We start from the raw sequence: 17429 nt of genomic DNA, 5'->3' as shown, positions 1-17429 counted from the left end.
AGAGGAGAACGTGATGTCATCTGTTACTACATCTGGCGCGCCGAAGTCGTCGCTAAGCCTCGGGCGCATCTGGGATCAATACGGCATGCTGGTGGTATTCGCCGTGCTGTTCCTGGCCTGCGCCATCTTTGTGCCGAACTTTGCCTCGTTTGTGAATATGAAAGGGCTGGGACTGGCGATTTCCATGTCCGGTATGGTGGCCTGCGGGATGCTGTTCTGCCTGGCGTCCGGTGATTTTGACCTGTCGGTGGCCTCGGTGATTGCCTGTGCCGGCGTAACCACTGCGGTGGTGATAAACCTGTCCGAAAGCCTGTGGATTGGGATTGCAGCCGGGATGCTGCTCGGCGTGCTCAGCGGTCTGCTGAACGGCTTTGTAATTGCAAAGCTGAAAATCAACGCGTTGATCACAACCCTCGCCACCATGCAGATTGTGCGCGGGCTGGCCTATATCATTTCGGACGGCAAGGCGGTGGGGATCGAAGATGAACGCTTCTTTACCCTCGGCTACGCCAACTGGCTGGGCCTGCCGGCGCCGATCTGGCTGACCGTCGGCTGTCTGGTGATTTTCGGTCTGCTGCTGAATAAAACCACCTTTGGCCGCAATACGCTGGCGATCGGCGGTAATGAAGAGGCGGCAAGGCTGGCCGGGGTACCGGTGGTGCGGACCAAAATTATTATCTTTGTTCTGTCGGGTCTGGTGTCGGCTATCGCCGGGATTATCCTCGCCTCGCGCATGACCAGCGGACAGCCGATGACCTCTATTGGCTACGAGCTGATCGTTATCTCTGCCTGCGTGCTGGGTGGGGTATCGCTGAAAGGGGGTATCGGTAAAATCTCTTACGTGGTGGCGGGGATCCTGATCCTCGGTACCGTGGAGAATGCCATGAACCTGCTGAATATCTCGCCATTCTCGCAGTATGTGGTACGGGGTTTGATCCTGCTGGCGGCGGTGATTTTTGACCGCTATAAACAGAAGGCCAAACGTACCGTCTGAGTCGCGTTTTAACGCCCCAACTTTTAAGTCTATCTCGTTCTGTTCGCCAGCGGCATCACCGCTGGCGATTTTCGTTGTAAATGGCGAGGCTCGTCACACTGTCTATACTTACATGGCTAATGTTTTATTAACCATCGGCCGCGGGCCGGTTTTTTAAGGAGGATGTAAGGGTGGCTGACCTGTTATCTGTACCGCCTGTACTTACCGGAACACACGCTTTTTTCTTTGACCTTGACGGTACTCTCGCTGATATCAAACCCCAGCCGCACCAGGTCTCGATCCCCGTCGGGGTGAAGGCTGCGTTACGCCAGCTGGCACAGAACAACGGCGGCGCGGTGGCATTGATTTCAGGGCGTTCAATGGACGAGCTGGACGCGCTTGCCGGAGCGGGATGTTTTCCGCTGGCAGGCGTCCACGGGGCCGAGCGCCGTGACATCAGTGGCCAGACTCACCGTGTGACCTTGCCGGATACGCTGGTTCATGAGCTGGAAAGCCAGTTGCGCACTGCGCTGGTGGATCTCCCTGGTGCAACGCTTGAGAGTAAAGGTATGGCCTTTGCGCTGCACTATCGCCAGGCGCCGCAGCATCAGCAGGCTATCGCTGACCTGGCTGAACGGCTGGTTAAGCGCTGGCCCATGCTGGCGCTGCAGCCGGGTAAATGCGTGCTGGAGCTAAAGCCGCAGGGGGTCAATAAGGGTGAGGCTATCCGCGCATTTATGCAGGAAACCCCTTTCGTGAATAAAACGCCGGTGTTTATCGGCGACGATCTGACGGATGAAACCGGCTTTAAGGTGATTAACCAGATGGGCGGCTATGCCGTCAAAGTCGGGCAGGGAGAGACGGACGCAAAATGGCGTCTGGATAATGTCGCCGCAGTCCATCAGTGGCTGCTGGCGCTGATTGATAACCCATCGCAGAAGGGTACGCAAACAAACAGGAGGGATGGCTATGAGTCGCTTAGTCGTAGTATCTAATCGTATTGCCCCGCCGGATGATAAAACCACCAGCGCCGGCGGGCTGGCGGTAGGTGTACTGGGTGCCTTAAAAGCCGCAGGCGGCCTCTGGTATGGCTGGAGTGGCGATATCGGCAATGAAGACGCGCCGCTTAAAAAAGTCACCCGCGGCAATATTACCTGGGCTTCGTTTAACCTGAGTGAACAGGATTATGAGCAGTACTACTGCCAGTTCTCCAATGCGGTACTCTGGCCAGCGTTTCACTATCGGCTCGATCTGGTCAACTTTCAGCGTGAGGCCTGGGATGGCTATATGCGGGTCAATGCGCTGCTGGCGGATAAGCTGCTGCCGTTGCTGAAAGAGGATGACATTCTGTGGATACATGATTACCACTTGTTACCTTTTGCCAGCGAGTTGCGCAAACGGGGCATTCACAATCGCATCGGCTTTTTCCTGCATATTCCATTCCCGACGCCCGAAATCTTCAATGCGCTGCCGGTTCATGACGAACTGCTGGAGCAAATGGCCGATTACGACCTGCTGGGTTTTCAGACCGAGAATGACCGGCTGGCCTTCCTTGATGGCGTTTCAGGGCAAACGCGCCTGATCGCGCGCAGCAGCAAATCCCACACGGCCTGGGGGAAATCATTCCGCACCGAGGTCTATCCTATCGGTATCGAACCCGAGGAGATTGCCCGCCAGGCGTCCGGTCCGCTCCCGCCGAAGCTGTCGCAGCTGAAGGCCGAGCTGAAAAACGTTAAAAATATCTTCTCCGTTGAACGTCTGGACTACTCGAAAGGGCTGCCGGAGCGTTTTCAGGCCTATGAAACCCTGCTGGAGAAATATCCGCAGCACCACGGCAAGATCCGCTATACGCAGATTGCGCCCACCTCGCGAGGGGAGGTGCAGGCCTATCAGGATATCCGGCATCAGCTGGAAACCGCGGCGGGTCGCATTAACGGCCAGTATGGTCAGCTGGGCTGGACCCCGCTGTACTACCTGAATCAGCATTTTGACCGCAAGCTGCTGATGAAGATTTTCCGTTACTCCGATGTCGGGCTGGTGACGCCGCTGCGCGACGGAATGAATCTGGTGGCGAAAGAGTTTATTGCCGCGCAGGATCCCGCTAACCCGGGCGTGCTGGTGCTGTCGCAGTTTGCCGGTGCGGCAAATGAGCTGACGTCGGCCCTGATCGTCAACCCTTACGATCGCGATGATATGGCGGCGGCGCTGGACAGGGCGATTACGATGCCGCTGGCGGAGCGCATATCACGCCATGCCGAAATGCTGGAGGCGATAAGGGAAAACGATATTGAACGCTGGCAGGCGCGGTTTATTGACGATCTAAAGCGGATTACGCCACGCAGCGAAGAAAGCCAGCTGCAGAATAAAGTGGCGACCTTTCCGCGTCTCGCCTGAGTCTTCACACCCCGCCCTGTGCGGGGTGTTTAGTTTTCAGGGAGTGAAACCAACAGGGCATCGACCTGACTGTCGGCTATAATAATCTTTGCAGAACAGAGCGTGCGGGCGAGCAGGTTCTGATTATGGTTACCGCAAATGACCAGGTCGACCTTTTCCTGCTGACAAAAATGGCGAATATGTTCTCCGAGCTCGCCGGTGGCAACGATCGCGTCGTTAATCGGATAATTTGCGTTGAGAATTAACTCGCAGAGAAAGTTGCGCGTCTCCTCCAGGATCAGTTCCCGCATATTCTCCAGCATCGGGGCGGCAAATTGATTGTACATTTCAGGATCGCGGGTAAACGTCATCAGGCTAACCCGCGCATTGCTGGGCCTCGCGAGCGCAACCGCTTTGCTGACCAGCAGATGACTTTCCGGGGAGGGAGCGACAGCGACCAGAAGATGTGACCAGGACATTTTTTAACTCCTTTTCAGGCGCCAAAGACGTGCGTCACTGTTGACACTTACTCCGTTTTCCAGGGAAGCGCAATACGGCAATGTGTGTGTTATGTGCGCTAAACCAAATTATTCATTAATTATTCTTATGTTAAGAATAATTGATATTGCAGAATTGTTATGATTACTTTCGAATTTAAGCTAAATTTAAGGACTTACGAATAGCCATGTTAATTTATTTGATGATGAAATTAACATTTGCAACATGATAGTCCAGGCCGATGGGTTGATCGGGCTGGAGCTATAATGTGTTGATTTTATGACGCATCTTTCACTTTGTTTCTATTGTAGAAATTAACATATGGCTAACCCCTGGCCACTTGCGGTTTTTGTGACCAGAAAAGTCCTAATCTTAAAGATCTGCATGTGTATTCGCACAAAAGGAATAGAAAAGAGGGTCAATTGCGCGTTTTTCGAACGATTGACAAGCTGAAGTGATGGATTTATTGGTCATAATGGCCTAAATTATGTGACGTGGATCACATTATTTCCAAATTTACGACCTGGCTGCATTGTATGTGGCATGACTGGCGAGTACAGTTGCCTCGAATTAGGAAAAGTCTTAGTTATTTGTAAGAAATGATTAAAAGCGTGTCAGGCTATACAAAACCTACGTGGTTACACAAACCGGCCGATACGCGTTTTTACCTAAGTTCAGCTATGCATTTTTGCCTTTTCGTTTTTATTACCGGTTTTTTCCGGCGACATCACGGGGTGCGGCCTGGCCGCATAAAATAATGGTTGGTTATTCTGGATGGGAAAAATGCATACATCCGAGTTGCTCAAACATATCTACGACATCAACTTGTCGTATTTACTGCTCGCACAGCGTCTGATTAGTCAGGACAAAGCTTCAGCCATGTTCCGTCTCGGTATCAACGAAGATATGGCCTCAACGCTCGGTGAGCTTAGCCTGCCGCAGATGGTCAAACTGGCCGAAACGAATCAATTGATTTGCCAGTTCCGTTTTGACAATCATCAGACTATCAATCGCCTGACTCAAGATTCTCGCGTGGACGATCTGCAACAGGTCCACACCGGCATTCTGCTCTCAACACGGCTTCTCAACGGCACCGGTCAGACAGATGACGCTGCCAGGAAAAAAAGGGCCTGATTATGAGCGAAAAAAGCATTGTCCGCGAAGCGCGCGACATTCAGCTGGCGATGGAGTTAATCAGTCTCGGCGCTCGCCTGCAGATGCTTGAAAGCGAAACGCAGCTCAGCCGCGGCCGTCTTATCAAGCTGTACAAAGAATTACGCGGTAGCCCGCCGCCGAAAGGCATGCTGCCGTTTTCCACCGACTGGTTTATGACCTGGGAGCAGAACATTCACTCGTCAATGTTCTGTAACGCATGGCAGTTCCTGCTGAAAACAGGGCTGTGCAGCGGTGTCGATGCGGTCATCAAAGCCTACCGACTCTATCTCGAACAGTGCCCACAACAGGAAAGCGGCCCGCTGTTAGCCCTGACCCGTGCCTGGACGCTGGTGCGTTTCGTCGAAAGCGGAATGCTTGAACTGTCTCGCTGCAATTGCTGTGGTGGCAACTTCATCACTCATGCCCACCAACCAGCAGGTAGCTTCGCCTGTAGTTTATGTCAGCCGCCATCCAGGGCAGTAAAAAGACGTAAACTTATCCGCGAGACTGCCGATATAAATCCACAACTGCTGGATGAACAGGTCAAACAGGCCGTTTAACCTAAACGGTGTGGGCAACACTCCAGCAGCGGTGAGAAATTACCGCTGCTTTTTTTTTGCCCGCCCTGACGCGTTAAACGCCGTTCTGACCTGACATCCCTGCCAAATCATTAGCGGAAGGATGATGTCGTGCTTATCATATTGGGTTACCTGGTTGTTATCGTTACAGTTTTTGGCGGTTATATGATGACCGGCGGACACCTTGGGGCTCTCTATCAGCCAGCCGAGCTTGTCATCATTGGCGGAGCGGGTGTCGGGGCGTTCATCGTTGGCAACAACGGTAAAGCCATCAAGGGCACCATGAAGGCGATCCCACTGCTGTTTCGCCGCTCGAAATACACCAAAGGCATGTACATGGATCTGCTGGCGCTGCTCTATCGCCTGATGGCCAAGTCACGCCAGCAGGGGATGTTCTCACTGGAGCGCGATATCGAAAACCCGCGTGAAAGTGAAATCTTCGCCAGCTATCCACGTATTCTCGCCGATGCCATCATGCTCGATTTTATCATCGACTACCTGCGCCTGATTATCAGCGGCAACATGAACACCTTCGAAATCGAAGCGCTGATGGATGAAGAGATCGAGACCCACGAAAGCGAAGCCGAAGTGCCGGCTAACAGCCTGGCGATGGTCGGTGACTCACTCCCGGCGTTCGGTATCGTTGCGGCGGTAATGGGTGTGGTTCACGCCCTGGCCTCCGCAGATCGCCCGGCGGCGGAACTCGGCGCGCTGATTGCCCACGCGATGGTGGGAACCTTCCTCGGTATTCTGCTGGCGTACGGATTTATCTCCCCGCTGGCCACGGTACTGCGTCAGAAGAGCGCGGAAACCACCAAGATGATGCAGTGCGTGAAAATTACGCTGCTGTCGAATCTGAATGGCTACGCACCGCCTATCGCCGTCGAATTTGGTCGTAAAACGCTTTACTCCAGCGAACGCCCGTCGTTTATCGAACTGGAAGAGCACGTTCGTGCGGTTAAAAACCCGTCGCAGCAGACGACGACTGAGGACGCATGAAAAACCAGTCCCATCCGATAGTCGTTGTCAAACGGCGTAAACATAAAGGCCACGGAGGCGGCTCACACGGTTCGTGGAAAATCGCTTACGCCGATTTTATGACCGCGATGATGGCGTTCTTCCTCGTGATGTGGCTCATCTCGATCTCCAGCCCGAAAGAGCTGATTCAGATCGCCGAGTATTTCCGTACGCCGCTGGCGACGGCGATTACCGGAGGGCAGCGTATCGCCAACAGCGATAGCCCGATTCCGGGCGGCGGTGATGATGTGACGCAGCAGCAGGGGGAAGTGCAGAAACAGCCAAACATCGACGAACTGAAACGTCGCATGGAGCAGAGCCGCCTGATGAAAATTCGTGGCGAGCTGGATCAGCTGATTGAAGCGGATCCTAAACTGCGCGCCCTGCGACAGCATCTGAAGATAGATCTGGTGCAGGAAGGGCTGCGTATCCAGATTATCGACAGCCAGAACCGTCCGATGTTTAAAACCGGCCGTGCCGAGGTAGAGCCCTATATGCGCGATATTCTCCGCGCTATTGCCCCGGTGCTGAATGAAATACCAAACCGAATCAGTCTGTCGGGTCATACCGATGACTTCCAGTATGCCGGTGGCGAAAAAGGCTACAGCAACTGGGAACTCTCGGCCGAACGCGCCAACTCGTCACGACGCGAGCTGGTCACCGGCGGCCTGGATGATGGAAAAGTTCTGCGCGTGGTAGGAATGGCGTCAACAATGAGCCTATCCGACCGCGGCGGGGATGAAGCTGTCAACCGTCGCATCAGTATCCTGGTACTGAACAAACAGACGGAAGAAGCAATTCTGCATGAGAATGCGGAAAGCCAGAATGCACCTTTGAGTGAATTACAACAGCCTGCGGCAAGCCCACAGGCAGCCGTTCCAACATCGCCACAAGCCGATCAGAGGTGATAGCGTGAGCATGGATATTAGCGATTTTTACCAGACATTTTTTGATGAAGCCGACGAGTTGTTGGCGGATATGGAGCAGCATCTGCTGGACCTGGCACCGGAAGCCCCCGATTCGGAGCAGCTTAACGCTATCTTCCGTGCGGCACACTCCATTAAGGGCGGAGCCGGGACCTTCGGCTTTAGTATCCTGCAGGGCACCACGCATCTGATGGAAAACCTGCTGGATGATGCCCGTCGTGGTGATATGCAACTCAGCACTGACATTATCAACCTGTTTTTGGAAACCAAAGATATTATGCAGGAACAGCTCGACGCCTATAAAAGCTCGCAGGAGCCGGATGCTGCCAGTTATGAATATATCTGCAACGCCCTGCGCCAGCTCGCGCTGGAAGCCAAGGGTGAAGCGGCACCACAGCCGGCTGGCGCCGCCAAACTGGCGGTTGTAGACAATGACACCGACGTTGCGCCGCAGGCTGCGGCCGCAGCGGCACCGCTGCGCGTGGTTATTTCTCGCCTCAAGGCCGGTGAACCGGACCTGCTGGAAGAAGAACTGGGCAATCTGGCCACCCTGAGCCAGGTCGTCAAAACCGAAGACTCGCTGGCGGCTAACCTCGAAGGCAGCATTGGTCAGGATGATATCGTGGCCGTACTCTGCTTCGTCATTGAAGCCGACCAGATTGCTTTCGAAGCGGGTGAAGCGCAGGCCGCGCCTGCACCAGCCGAGGCAGAACCTGCCGCACCGGCTGCTGTTCCGGCGCCTGCCGCCAGCGCCCCGGTGCTGAAAGCCGTGAAAAACGAAGCCCCTCAGGGCCGTGAAAAACCGGCCGCGCGCGCCAGCGAATCGACCAGCATCCGCGTGGCGGTTGAGAAGGTCGATCAGCTGATTAACCTGGTGGGCGAACTGGTGATCACCCAGTCTATGCTGGCCCAGCGCTCTAATGAGCTGGATCCGGTCACCCACGGGGACCTGATCACCAGCATGGGTCAGCTGCAGCGCAACGCCCGCGATCTGCAGGAATCGGTGATGTCCATCCGTATGATGCCGATGGAATATGTCTTTAGCCGCTTCCCGCGCCTGGTTCGCGACCTGGCCAGTAAACTGGACAAACAGGTTGAACTGACCCTGCAGGGTAGCTCCACCGAACTGGATAAGAGCCTTATCGAGCGCATTATCGACCCGCTGACGCACCTGGTGCGTAACAGTCTTGACCACGGGATCGAATCACCGGAAAAACGCATCGAAGCCGGTAAGCCTGCGACGGGTAACCTGACCCTGTCAGCGGAGCACCAGGGCGGCAACATCTGCATCGAAGTCACCGATGACGGTGCCGGTCTGAACCGCGATCGTATCCTGGCGAAAGCTCTGTCTCAGGGCATGGCGGTCAGTGAAAATATGACCGATGACGAAGTCGGTATGCTGATCTTCGCGCCGGGCTTCTCCACCGCAGAGCAGGTGACCGATGTCTCCGGACGCGGCGTCGGCATGGACGTGGTGAAACGTAACATCCAGGAGATGGGCGGCCACGTTGAGATCCAGTCTAAGCAGGGCACCGGAACCACTATCCGTATCCTCCTGCCGCTGACGCTGGCTATCCTCGACGGGATGTCGGTGAAAGTGAACGAAGAAGTCTTTATCCTGCCGCTGAACGCGGTGATGGAATCACTTCAGCCGAGCGACGAAGAGCTGCATCCGCTGGCCGGTGGCGAGCGCGTACTGGAAGTCCGTGGTGAGTACCTGCCGCTGGTTGAGCTGTGGAAAGTCTTTGACGTACAGGGTGCAAAAACCGAGGCGACGCAGGGGATTGTTGTTATTCTGCAGAGCGCAGGCCGCCGTTACGCACTGCTGGTCGATCAGCTGATTGGTCAGCATCAGGTGGTGGTGAAAAACCTCGAAAGCAACTACCGCAAGGTGCCAGGTATTTCTGCCGCAACCATTCTGGGTGATGGCAGCGTAGCGCTGATCGTTGATGTATCGGCGCTGCAGGGATTAAATCGTGAACAACGCGTGGCGCACACCGCCGCCTGAATGAATTGAGAAGGTAAAAAACATGACCGGTATGAGTACTGTAGCAAAACTGGCTGGCGAGCCATCAGGTCAGGAGTTTCTGGTTTTCACCCTCGGCGACGAAGAGTACGGCATTGATATTCTGAAAGTGCAGGAAATTCGTGGTTACGACCAGGTTACCCGCATCGCTAACACGCCTTCCTTCATCAAAGGCGTGACCAACCTGCGCGGCGTGATTGTGCCAATCGTTGACCTGCGCGTGAAGTTCAACCAGGACGACGTTGAGTATGATGACAACACCGTGGTTATCGTACTGAATCTCACCCAGCGTGTAGTGGGTATCGTGGTTGACGGCGTGTCAGACGTGCTGTCGCTGGCCTCCGATCAAATCCGTCCTGCGCCGGAATTTGCGGTGACCATGTCCACTGAATACCTGACCGGCCTCGGTGCGCTCGGCGAGCGTATGCTGATTCTGGTCAACATCGAAAAACTGCTGAACAGCGACGAAATGGCGCTGATCGACAGTGCGACCAGCACCGCGGCATAATCGCCCGCCGTGCGTTATCAAAGCGCTCTCCGCAAGGGGGGCGTTTTTTTTGCCCGTTTCCCGTCGCTGTATGTCGGACGATATATCGTGATGAAGATCACATATTAATGGATATATTCTTCTGTAACTGTTTATTTTTCCTGCAATAAGTTTTGTATCCCTTTGAAAATAATAGATAAATATTACACCCGTGTAAGACTGGTCCGATGTTGGTCGATTTCCGCAGCATAAACTAAATTAGCCATTAGGTGCCCGGATAACGTCGTCTGAAGAAGGCTAACAGATTGAGGTTAATCCAAAAAACACCCTAACAGACCTTTTTCTGGAGACGGCATTATGAACAGACTTCGTCTTATCATCGTCGCGGGATGCGTAATGATTGCGGGTGGACAACAGGCGCAGGCGGTCGATAGCCTCGGCTCTATTGCGGCATCACTGACGCTGACCAACGGCTGCCTGATTAACGGCTCGCCCAGCCAAAGCGGGATTAACTTCGGTACCCTGAACTTTGGCTCACAGCCTGCGACTTTTTCTACCCTGAGCACCCAGTTGACCGGCGCCGCCAGCGGTAACACCTTTGCCATCCAGTGTACGACCACCAGCTACACCGTTCAGGTCACCAGCAATACCAACGTGACAACACCAGGGACCACAATCGGTACACCGGGCACACCCGCACGCTATCTGATGAACGCTGCCAATACCACCGGAGTGGCGTACAGCCTGTATACCGATGCGACCTATAACACGGTGGTTGCCAATAATGCTCCGCTTCCGGTGGCCTCCACCACGGGCGGGACGAATAACTACACCCTGTATGGTCGTATTCAGGGCGGTGGCAACAGCGTAACGGTAGCGCCGGGCGTCTATACCGACGTCATCAACGTCAGCGTTACCTATTAGTTACTAGCCGCTGATGGGCAGTAACGTCACGGGTTCCGTGCGGGGGATCGGGTGGGCTGCATGCCTTTTTTTTTCGGGTGTTTTAGCGCTGGGCTTCTGTTCTGGCGCGCAGGCCATTACCACGCAGAACTTTGAGGTCAAGGCTACGATTGTCGCCGGATGCTCCATTACCAGCGGAACCGGCGGTGCGCTGGGTTCGCTCAATTTTGGTACCCGCAGCGGCGTGGCGACCGGGCAGGTGAGCGCGCAGTTTGTGCCCGGCGCTACGGTCTCTCTGGCCTGCACGCCCAATAAACCGCTGAGCATGAAAATTAACGGCGGCGGGTACTACAGCGGCGTTCGGCATCTACAGCGCAGCGGAGGAACCCAGCAGCTGGCCTACCGCCTCTACAGCAGTAGCTCGCTGGCAGCGAACAGTGAAATTGGCCTCAACCAGTCCGTTCCGATTGCCTATACCGACAGTAACAATATTAGCCTGCCGCTGTACGGCGTCGTGCAGCTCAGTGGCTTTAGCCCGGCAGGGAGCTATACCGATCAACTTACCGTGACCTTGACATGGTAACCCAGGGAGAAGTGCTATGAATGTGGGCGTATCAACTGCGCTAAAGGCGGCCGTGCTGGCATGGGGCCTGTCGATGGGGACAGCGTATGCGGCGGCCACCATTCTGCTGTGGCCGATCGATCCGTGGCTATCCGCAGACAGAAATGCCACCGAGCTGTGGATCGAAAACCAGGGTAACACCACAACCACGATGCAGGTTCGCATAGTGCGCTGGAAGCAGGAAGGGGGCTTTGAACGTTATGAGGCCCAGCAGGATGTCGTGGCCAGTCCGCCAATCCTTCGCGTTGAAAAGGGGCAAAAACAGCTCATACGTCTGATCAGGCAAACCCCGACTCCTGCGGGTGTTGAGCAGGCCTACCGTATTATTGTCGATGAAATCCCCCAGCCAGCAGATGATAAAGAAGCGCAAATCGGGCTTAAATTGCAGATGCGTTACTCCATACCGCTGTTCGTCTACGGCCAGGGAATTACCACCCATAGCGACGGCACCAATGTGGCTCTGGTCGATCCTAAACAGCTGAGCTGGCGGGTGGTCAGTGACAGCGGCGGTCCGGCGCTGGAGATCCGCAACCGCAGCGATGTTCATGTGCGTTTGAGTAAGGTTATCCTGCGGCAAAATGGCCAGCGGCAGACCCTGGCTGAAGGTCTGCTGGGTTACGTACTGCCGGGTGAGTCCCGACGCTGGCCGCTTCCGGCCAGCGTCAGACAGCCTGATGAAATGTCGGCCTCAATCAACGCGCGGAAGGCTCAATGGCAGTCTGCGCCAGGCAACTAACCGTGCCCGCTATCCTGCTCCTGCTCTCTACGGCAACCAGCGGACGTGCGGAAACCGGGGATGACCCTCTACCACCGCCGCCGGATGTCAGCACCATCAACGCGCAGGCGGTGTATCACCTTGGCCTGGTGATTAACTACTACGATACGGAGTTGGTTGTTGCGGCGACGCGTCGACAGGACGACTTCTATGTCGCGAATGAGGACCTGCAGAAAGCGGGGTTGCCAGCAGATAAACTGCCGCCAGGCGAGGTCAATCTTAGCAGTTTAGAAGAGGTGCGTACGGAGTATGACGATGTTGCCCAGCGGCTGCTACTGTTTGTTCCACGGGAGTGGCTCCCGGAAAGGATGACCTCGTTTAACGAGCAAAACGGCCGCGTCGATGCCATGAGCGGGAAGGGCGCGCTGCTGAACTATGATTTTTACACCAGCCGTACGCCGGATGGCGGAAGCCAGGCCAACGTGTGGCATGAGCTACGCTACTTTAATAACGATGTTTCGGTCTCATCGACCGGGTTTATCCGCCGTTATCTGGCAGGCGAAGTGATGCAGAGCGAAAAATACCTGCGCTACGACACCACGCTCACGCTCACCGACGAAGACAATGCCACTCAGTGGAAGGTTGGGGACGTGATTAGCGACTCCCTCGTCTGGAGCAGCAGCGTACGCGTGGGAGGCATCAGCTACGGTCGCGACTTCTCCCTGCGCCCGGACCTGGTGACCTGGCCCCTGCCGGTATTTTCCGGCGAAGCCGCGGTACCGACGGCGGTCGACCTGTTTATTGATGGCTATCGTGCCGGTTCTACCCGGCTCCAGCCTGGCCCTTTCACCCTGACCAACCTGCCGTATATCAACGGTGCAGGCAATGCGGTGGTCGTGACGACCGATGCCGCAGGGCGCCAGGTCCGCAGCGAGCTGCCCTTCTACGTAACCAGTGAACTGCTGAAGCCGGGGATTAGCGACGGGGCTATTACTCTCGGGGCGCTACGTCGTCGCTACGGAATTGATAACTTTGACTACGGCCCGATGGTGGGCAGCGGCTCGCTTCGCTATGGCGTCACAGACTACCTGACGCTGGAAACCCATGTGGAAGGCGCGGAGGAGCTGGCGCTGGGCGGCGGTGGCGCGGTCGTCAAGCTCGGACAGTTTGGGGTGGTTAATGGCTCTCTGACCCAAAGCAGGATGCGTGGCTCCAGTGGACAGCAGATAAACTGGGGCTATCAGTACAACACTTCCATGTTCAGTATCACCACGCAGCATACCCGTCGCGATACCGGTTTTGGTAATCTTGCTCTGTATGACACACCGATGCGCTATGACGAAAATATGCGGCCTATTGTGAGTCTCAGCCGTAGCGTCGATCAATATTCACTCTCGATGGGGCTGGGGGATTTCGGCAATATCGGTGCCGCATGGTTTGGCGTGCGTAGCTATGATAACAAACGTACCGAGCTGCTTAATTTATCCTGGAGCCGCAATCTGTGGGGCAACAGCAGTCTCTACCTCTCCGCCAGTCGCGATCGGCAGGTCGGCGACTGGACGGTCGCTATGTCGCTGCAGATCCCGTTCGGCGCTCTCGATAATGTCGGTCTCACCATGGAACAAACTCCCGATCGGGGCCGCTCTGAACGCATTACTTACAACCACAGCATGCCGACCGACGGTGGCTTTAGCTGGAATATGGCGTGGGCCCAGCAGTCGAAGGCCAATAGCTATCGGCAGGCGACTCTGGGCTGGCGTAACAGCGCCGTTGAATTACAGGGTGGCGGCTATGGTCAGAGCGATGAGATGGTCTGGTGGGGGGAAGCGATGGGCTCGCTGGTGCTGATGGATGGCCAGCTTTTCGCTGCCAATAAGGTCAACGATGCTTTCGTGGTGGTCAGCACCCACGGCTACCCGGACGTGCCGGTAAGCTATGAAAATCAGCGAGTAGGCCAGACCGACAAAGACGGCTATCTCCTGATTAGCGGGGTCTCGGCCTATTACCCGGCGAGCTACAGTATTGATACCCTCGATCTGCCGGCGGATACCCGACTGAAAGAGACCCAGCGGCGGGTGGCGTTACGCCGTAACAGTGGTTATCTCGTTGAATTCCCTATGGAACAGCAGAGAGTGGCCAGCGTTATCCTTCATGATGAGCAGGGCGAGGCGATCCCCGTGGGCAGCCAGGTCCGGCAGGGCGGTGGCGTACCTGCTCCGGTCGGTTATGATGGACTCACGTTCCTCGAAAACTTAGCCGATGTGAATCCACTTCGGATCATTAAGCCGGACGGCAGCAGCTGCAACGTTACGCTGACGCTGACCCCGAATCCGCAGCGAAAACTGCAAACTTACGGGCCGTTGATTTGCCGGGGAGGGCACTAATGCGCAGACTATTCTGGCTGATTCTGCTGCTGATGGGCGGTATCAGCCCTGCGGCCTGGGGCGCCTGTACGGTCACGATGGCTAATGCCGCCTACGGGAGCAAAACCTCGGTCGAGATCAACAACACGGCCCAGTCAACGTCGGCCAACCTGGTGGTGGCCTGCTCCAGTGCGGTAAGCCTGCTGGGTAACGATACCATCACGCTGCAGTTGACGGGTGCCACGGCGACGGCCAGTTCCCGAGGAACCCTGAAGCACACCAACACGCTTATTACCGATGTGGTTCCCGTGCGCGTGTGTGCGAAAGCCAACTGTGCTGATAACAGTGAGATCCTCGTCAACGGTAGCTATGCATGGAGCGGTGCCGCGCTGCTGACGCTGCTTGCTACCCGTACCTATACCATTCCGATCTTTTTTGTGACGGTTCCCGGTCAGCAGGTGAATGCCGGTGACTATAACGTCACCCTGAACTTTAATGTCGGTTATAGCATCTGCGCCATCCTGGGGCTTGCCTGCGATGTCAGCACCACCAATCTGCGGACGTCATTGCTGACGCTTAACGTCACCAGGGACTGTATGACCATCGCGGCTCCCGCCGTCGGGTTTGGCAGCGCGCCGCTGGTGAAAAACTTCCCGACGATTGCGCAGAGTATTGCCGTCAACTGCACTAAGGGAAGTACGTTTACCATCGGTATCAATAACGGCACCTATCCCAGCGGTGGGGTGCGCTATATGGCGAACGGTAGCGCCCGAATGGCCTACGATATCTATAAAAACAGTACCACCAATCGCTGGGGCAGCAGCGGAACCGAACGCAGAGATAGCACGGAAGGGACGCTCGGCAGCGATGGTCTGACCCGAACCTTCAATTACACCGCGAAGGTACTGACCACTCAGGCGACGCCAGCGGTTGCCGGGGACTACACGGATACGCTGACGGTAGACATCGCTTTCTGATATGACGCACGGTGATTATTTAGCGTTCCCTAACGTAAAGTTCCCTTAAGGACTGCCGATAACACCGTTAACAAGTCATTGAGAAGGTGTTGTATGTTGAACCGTATTCGCGTTGTCACTCTGCTGATGATGGTGCTGGTGGTCTTCGCACTTTTGCAGCTCATTTCTGGTGGTCTTTTTTTCTCGTCGCTCAAAGAAAACCAGCAGAGTTTTGCGGTTTCTAATGACCTGCGCACACAGCAAACTGAACTGGGGAAAGCCTGGGAGCTGATGCTGCAGACGCGCATAAACTTAAGCCGTTCATCTGCACGTATGATGATGGACGCTAACAACCAGCAGAGCAGTGCAAAAAACGATCTGCTGAAAAACGCCAAAGTCACCCTTGATGAGGCGGCTGTTCACTATAACGCCTTCAAACAAACCCCCGTCCTGCCGTCGCTGGCAGAGGCAAGCCAGGCCCTGGATGCCAGCTATCAGAAATATCATGCCGGGCTGGTGGAGCTGATCCAGTTCCTTGAGAACGGCAATATGGATGGCTACTTCGCTCAACCGACGCAGGGTATGCAAAACGGGCTGGGCGAGGCAATGACCCGCTTCTCCACCCTGAGCGGTGAACTGTACCGCACCGCGTACGATCAGAGCGTTGACGATTATGTCTTTGCAAAATGGCAGATGGCGATTCTCGCGCTGGCGCTGGTTATCGTGCTGGTCGGGGTCTGGTACGGCATTCGCCATATTCTGCTCAATCCGCTAGGGGCCGTGATCGGCCATATTCGTGAGATCGCCAGCGGCGACCTGACGCATCGTCTGAAGGTTAGCGGGCGAAATGAAATCACCCAGTTGGCGGAAAGCGTTGAGCATATGCAGCACTCGCTGATCACCACCGTGACCAATGTGCGTCAGGGCTCGGATGCGATCTACTCCGGTACCACGGAAATCGCCACCGGCAACAACGATCTCTCCTCGCGTACCGAGCAGCAGGCCTCCGCTCTCGAAGAGACGGCGGCCAGCATGGAAGAGTTAACCGCCACGGTGAAACAGAACGCCGACAACGCACGTCAGGCTTCCCATCTGGCGAAAAGCGCCTCTGAAACCGCACAGCACGGCGGTAAAGTGGTCGATGGCGTGGTCAAAACCATGCATGAGATTGCCGGAAGCTCGAAGAAAATTGCCGATATCACCAGCGTGATCGACGGCATTGCCTTCCAGACCAATATTCTGGCGCTTAACGCCGCGGTCGAAGCAGCCCGTGCCGGTGAGCAGGGTCGCGGCTTCGCCGTTGTGGCAGGCGAGGTGCGTAACCTGGCCAGCCGCAGTGCCCAGGCGGCAAAAGAGATTAAAGCGCTTATTGAAGATTCCGTCTCACGTGTGGATACCGGCTCGGTGCTGGTAGAGAGCGCGGGAGAAACCATGACCGATATCGTTAACGCCGTAACGCGCGTCACCGACATCATGGGTGAAATCGCATCCGCGTCGGATGAACAGAGTCGCGGTATCGACCAGGTTGCGCTGGCCGTCTCTGAAATGGACCGCGTCACGCAGCAAAACGCCTCTCTGGTGCAGGAGTCTGCAGCCGCAGCGGCGGCGTTAGAGGAACAGGCCGGTCGTCTGAAGCAGGCAGTTTCCGCGTTTCGCCTGAGCTCAGTCACGACATCAGCCGCGTCCCAGCGTTCGGCAAATGTGGGTGCGAGCGCGGCGGAAGCGTCATATCGCCCGCGTCCGGCGACGGCCAGCGGGGCGGATGATAACTGGGAGACGTTTTAATTCATCGCTATCGGGGAGTCGAAACCGCGAAAATAGGGGGTAATCAGACCTC

General features: G+C 55.7%; 16 protein-coding genes. 15 read left to right on the top strand and 1 reads right to left on the bottom strand.

Features of this window, described 5'->3' with window-relative positions:
* Positions 1 to 13: 13 nt before the first annotated feature.
* From araH to otsA, 3 genes are all read left to right on the top strand, one after another.
* Positions 14 to 994 carry an arabinose ABC transporter permease AraH gene (gene araH, locus EDF81_RS04970; protein ID WP_123346796.1) on the top strand — a complete coding sequence of 327 codons (981 nt, stop codon included), beginning with the start codon at positions 14 to 16 and terminating at the stop codon, positions 992 to 994.
* Between the two features lie 170 nt (positions 995 to 1164).
* Positions 1165 to 1968: a trehalose-phosphatase gene (gene otsB, locus EDF81_RS04965; RefSeq protein ID WP_123346794.1), complete on the top strand. Its 804-nt coding sequence runs from the start codon at positions 1165 to 1167 to the stop codon at positions 1966 to 1968.
* Positions 1943 to 3367, top strand: coding sequence for an alpha,alpha-trehalose-phosphate synthase (gene otsA / locus EDF81_RS04960; protein WP_123346792.1), 1425 nt, complete (start codon positions 1943 to 1945; stop codon positions 3365 to 3367). The genes otsB and otsA overlap by 26 nt, the downstream gene beginning before the upstream one ends.
* A 29-nt stretch (positions 3368 to 3396) precedes the next feature.
* Here the strand turns inward: otsA and uspC are convergent, their stop codons facing one another.
* Positions 3397 to 3825 (bottom strand): universal stress protein UspC, encoded by a 429-nt coding sequence (gene uspC / locus EDF81_RS04955; RefSeq protein ID WP_123346790.1) that lies wholly within the window; start codon positions 3823 to 3825, stop codon positions 3397 to 3399.
* An 802-nt stretch (positions 3826 to 4627) separates the two neighbouring features.
* On the opposite strand from uspC, the gene flhD reads away from it, so the two are divergent.
* The 12 genes from flhD (at position 4628) to tar (ending at position 17377) form a co-directional block, all read left to right on the top strand.
* The gene (flhD, locus tag EDF81_RS04945) at positions 4628 to 4978 is read left to right on the top strand and encodes a flagellar transcriptional regulator FlhD (protein WP_221180806.1); all 351 of its coding nucleotides are present in this window, start codon (positions 4628 to 4630) and stop codon (positions 4976 to 4978) included.
* A complete protein-coding gene (gene flhC, locus EDF81_RS04940) occupies positions 4975 to 5559 on the top strand; it encodes a flagellar transcriptional regulator FlhC (RefSeq protein ID WP_123346784.1) in 585 nt (194 codons plus the stop codon). Before flhD ends, flhC begins: the two co-directional genes overlap by 4 nt.
* A 129-nt stretch (positions 5560 to 5688) precedes the next feature.
* Positions 5689 to 6576 (top strand): flagellar motor stator protein MotA, encoded by an 888-nt coding sequence (gene motA, locus EDF81_RS04935; RefSeq protein WP_123346783.1) that lies wholly within the window; start codon positions 5689 to 5691, stop codon positions 6574 to 6576.
* On the top strand, positions 6573 to 7502 hold the full coding sequence (motB, locus tag EDF81_RS04930) for a flagellar motor protein MotB (RefSeq protein WP_123346782.1): 930 nt from the start codon (positions 6573 to 6575) through the stop codon (positions 7500 to 7502). Before motA ends, motB begins: the two co-directional genes overlap by 4 nt.
* Positions 7503 to 7506: 4 nt before the next feature.
* The gene (gene cheA, locus EDF81_RS04925; protein WP_123346781.1) at positions 7507 to 9528 is read left to right on the top strand and encodes a chemotaxis protein CheA; all 2022 of its coding nucleotides are present in this window, start codon (positions 7507 to 7509) and stop codon (positions 9526 to 9528) included.
* A gap of 22 nt (positions 9529 to 9550) precedes the next feature.
* Positions 9551 to 10054, top strand: coding sequence for a chemotaxis protein CheW (gene cheW, locus EDF81_RS04920; protein ID WP_123346780.1), 504 nt, complete (start codon positions 9551 to 9553; stop codon positions 10052 to 10054).
* A 336-nt stretch (positions 10055 to 10390) separates the two neighbouring features.
* Positions 10391 to 10957: a spore coat protein U domain-containing protein gene (locus EDF81_RS04915; RefSeq protein ID WP_123346779.1), complete on the top strand. Its 567-nt coding sequence runs from the start codon at positions 10391 to 10393 to the stop codon at positions 10955 to 10957.
* Positions 10958 to 10970: 13 nt separating this feature from the next.
* Positions 10971 to 11519, top strand: coding sequence for a spore coat U domain-containing protein (locus EDF81_RS04910; protein WP_123346778.1), 549 nt, complete (start codon positions 10971 to 10973; stop codon positions 11517 to 11519).
* 16 nt (positions 11520 to 11535) lie between these two features.
* Positions 11536 to 12294, top strand: a complete 759-nt coding sequence (locus tag EDF81_RS04905; protein ID WP_123346777.1) for a molecular chaperone — start codon at positions 11536 to 11538, stop codon at positions 12292 to 12294.
* On the top strand, positions 12270 to 14657 hold the full coding sequence (locus tag EDF81_RS04900; protein WP_123346775.1) for a fimbria/pilus outer membrane usher protein: 2388 nt from the start codon (positions 12270 to 12272) through the stop codon (positions 14655 to 14657). The genes EDF81_RS04905 and EDF81_RS04900 overlap by 25 nt, the downstream gene beginning before the upstream one ends.
* Positions 14657 to 15613, top strand: a complete 957-nt coding sequence (locus EDF81_RS04895; protein ID WP_123346773.1) for a spore coat U domain-containing protein — start codon at positions 14657 to 14659, stop codon at positions 15611 to 15613. Before EDF81_RS04900 ends, EDF81_RS04895 begins: the two co-directional genes overlap by 1 nt.
* A 93-nt stretch (positions 15614 to 15706) precedes the next feature.
* Entirely contained in the window at positions 15707 to 17377 is a 1671-nt protein-coding gene (gene tar, locus EDF81_RS04890; RefSeq protein WP_123346771.1) for a methyl-accepting chemotaxis protein II, read from the top strand.
* Positions 17378 to 17429: the final 52 nt, after the last annotated feature.

It is taken from the genome of Enterobacter sp. BIGb0383, from assembly GCF_003751845.1.
Lineage (GTDB): Bacteria > Pseudomonadota > Gammaproteobacteria > Enterobacterales > Enterobacteriaceae > BIGb0383.
This window is presented reverse-complemented; position numbering and strand designations above follow the sequence as displayed.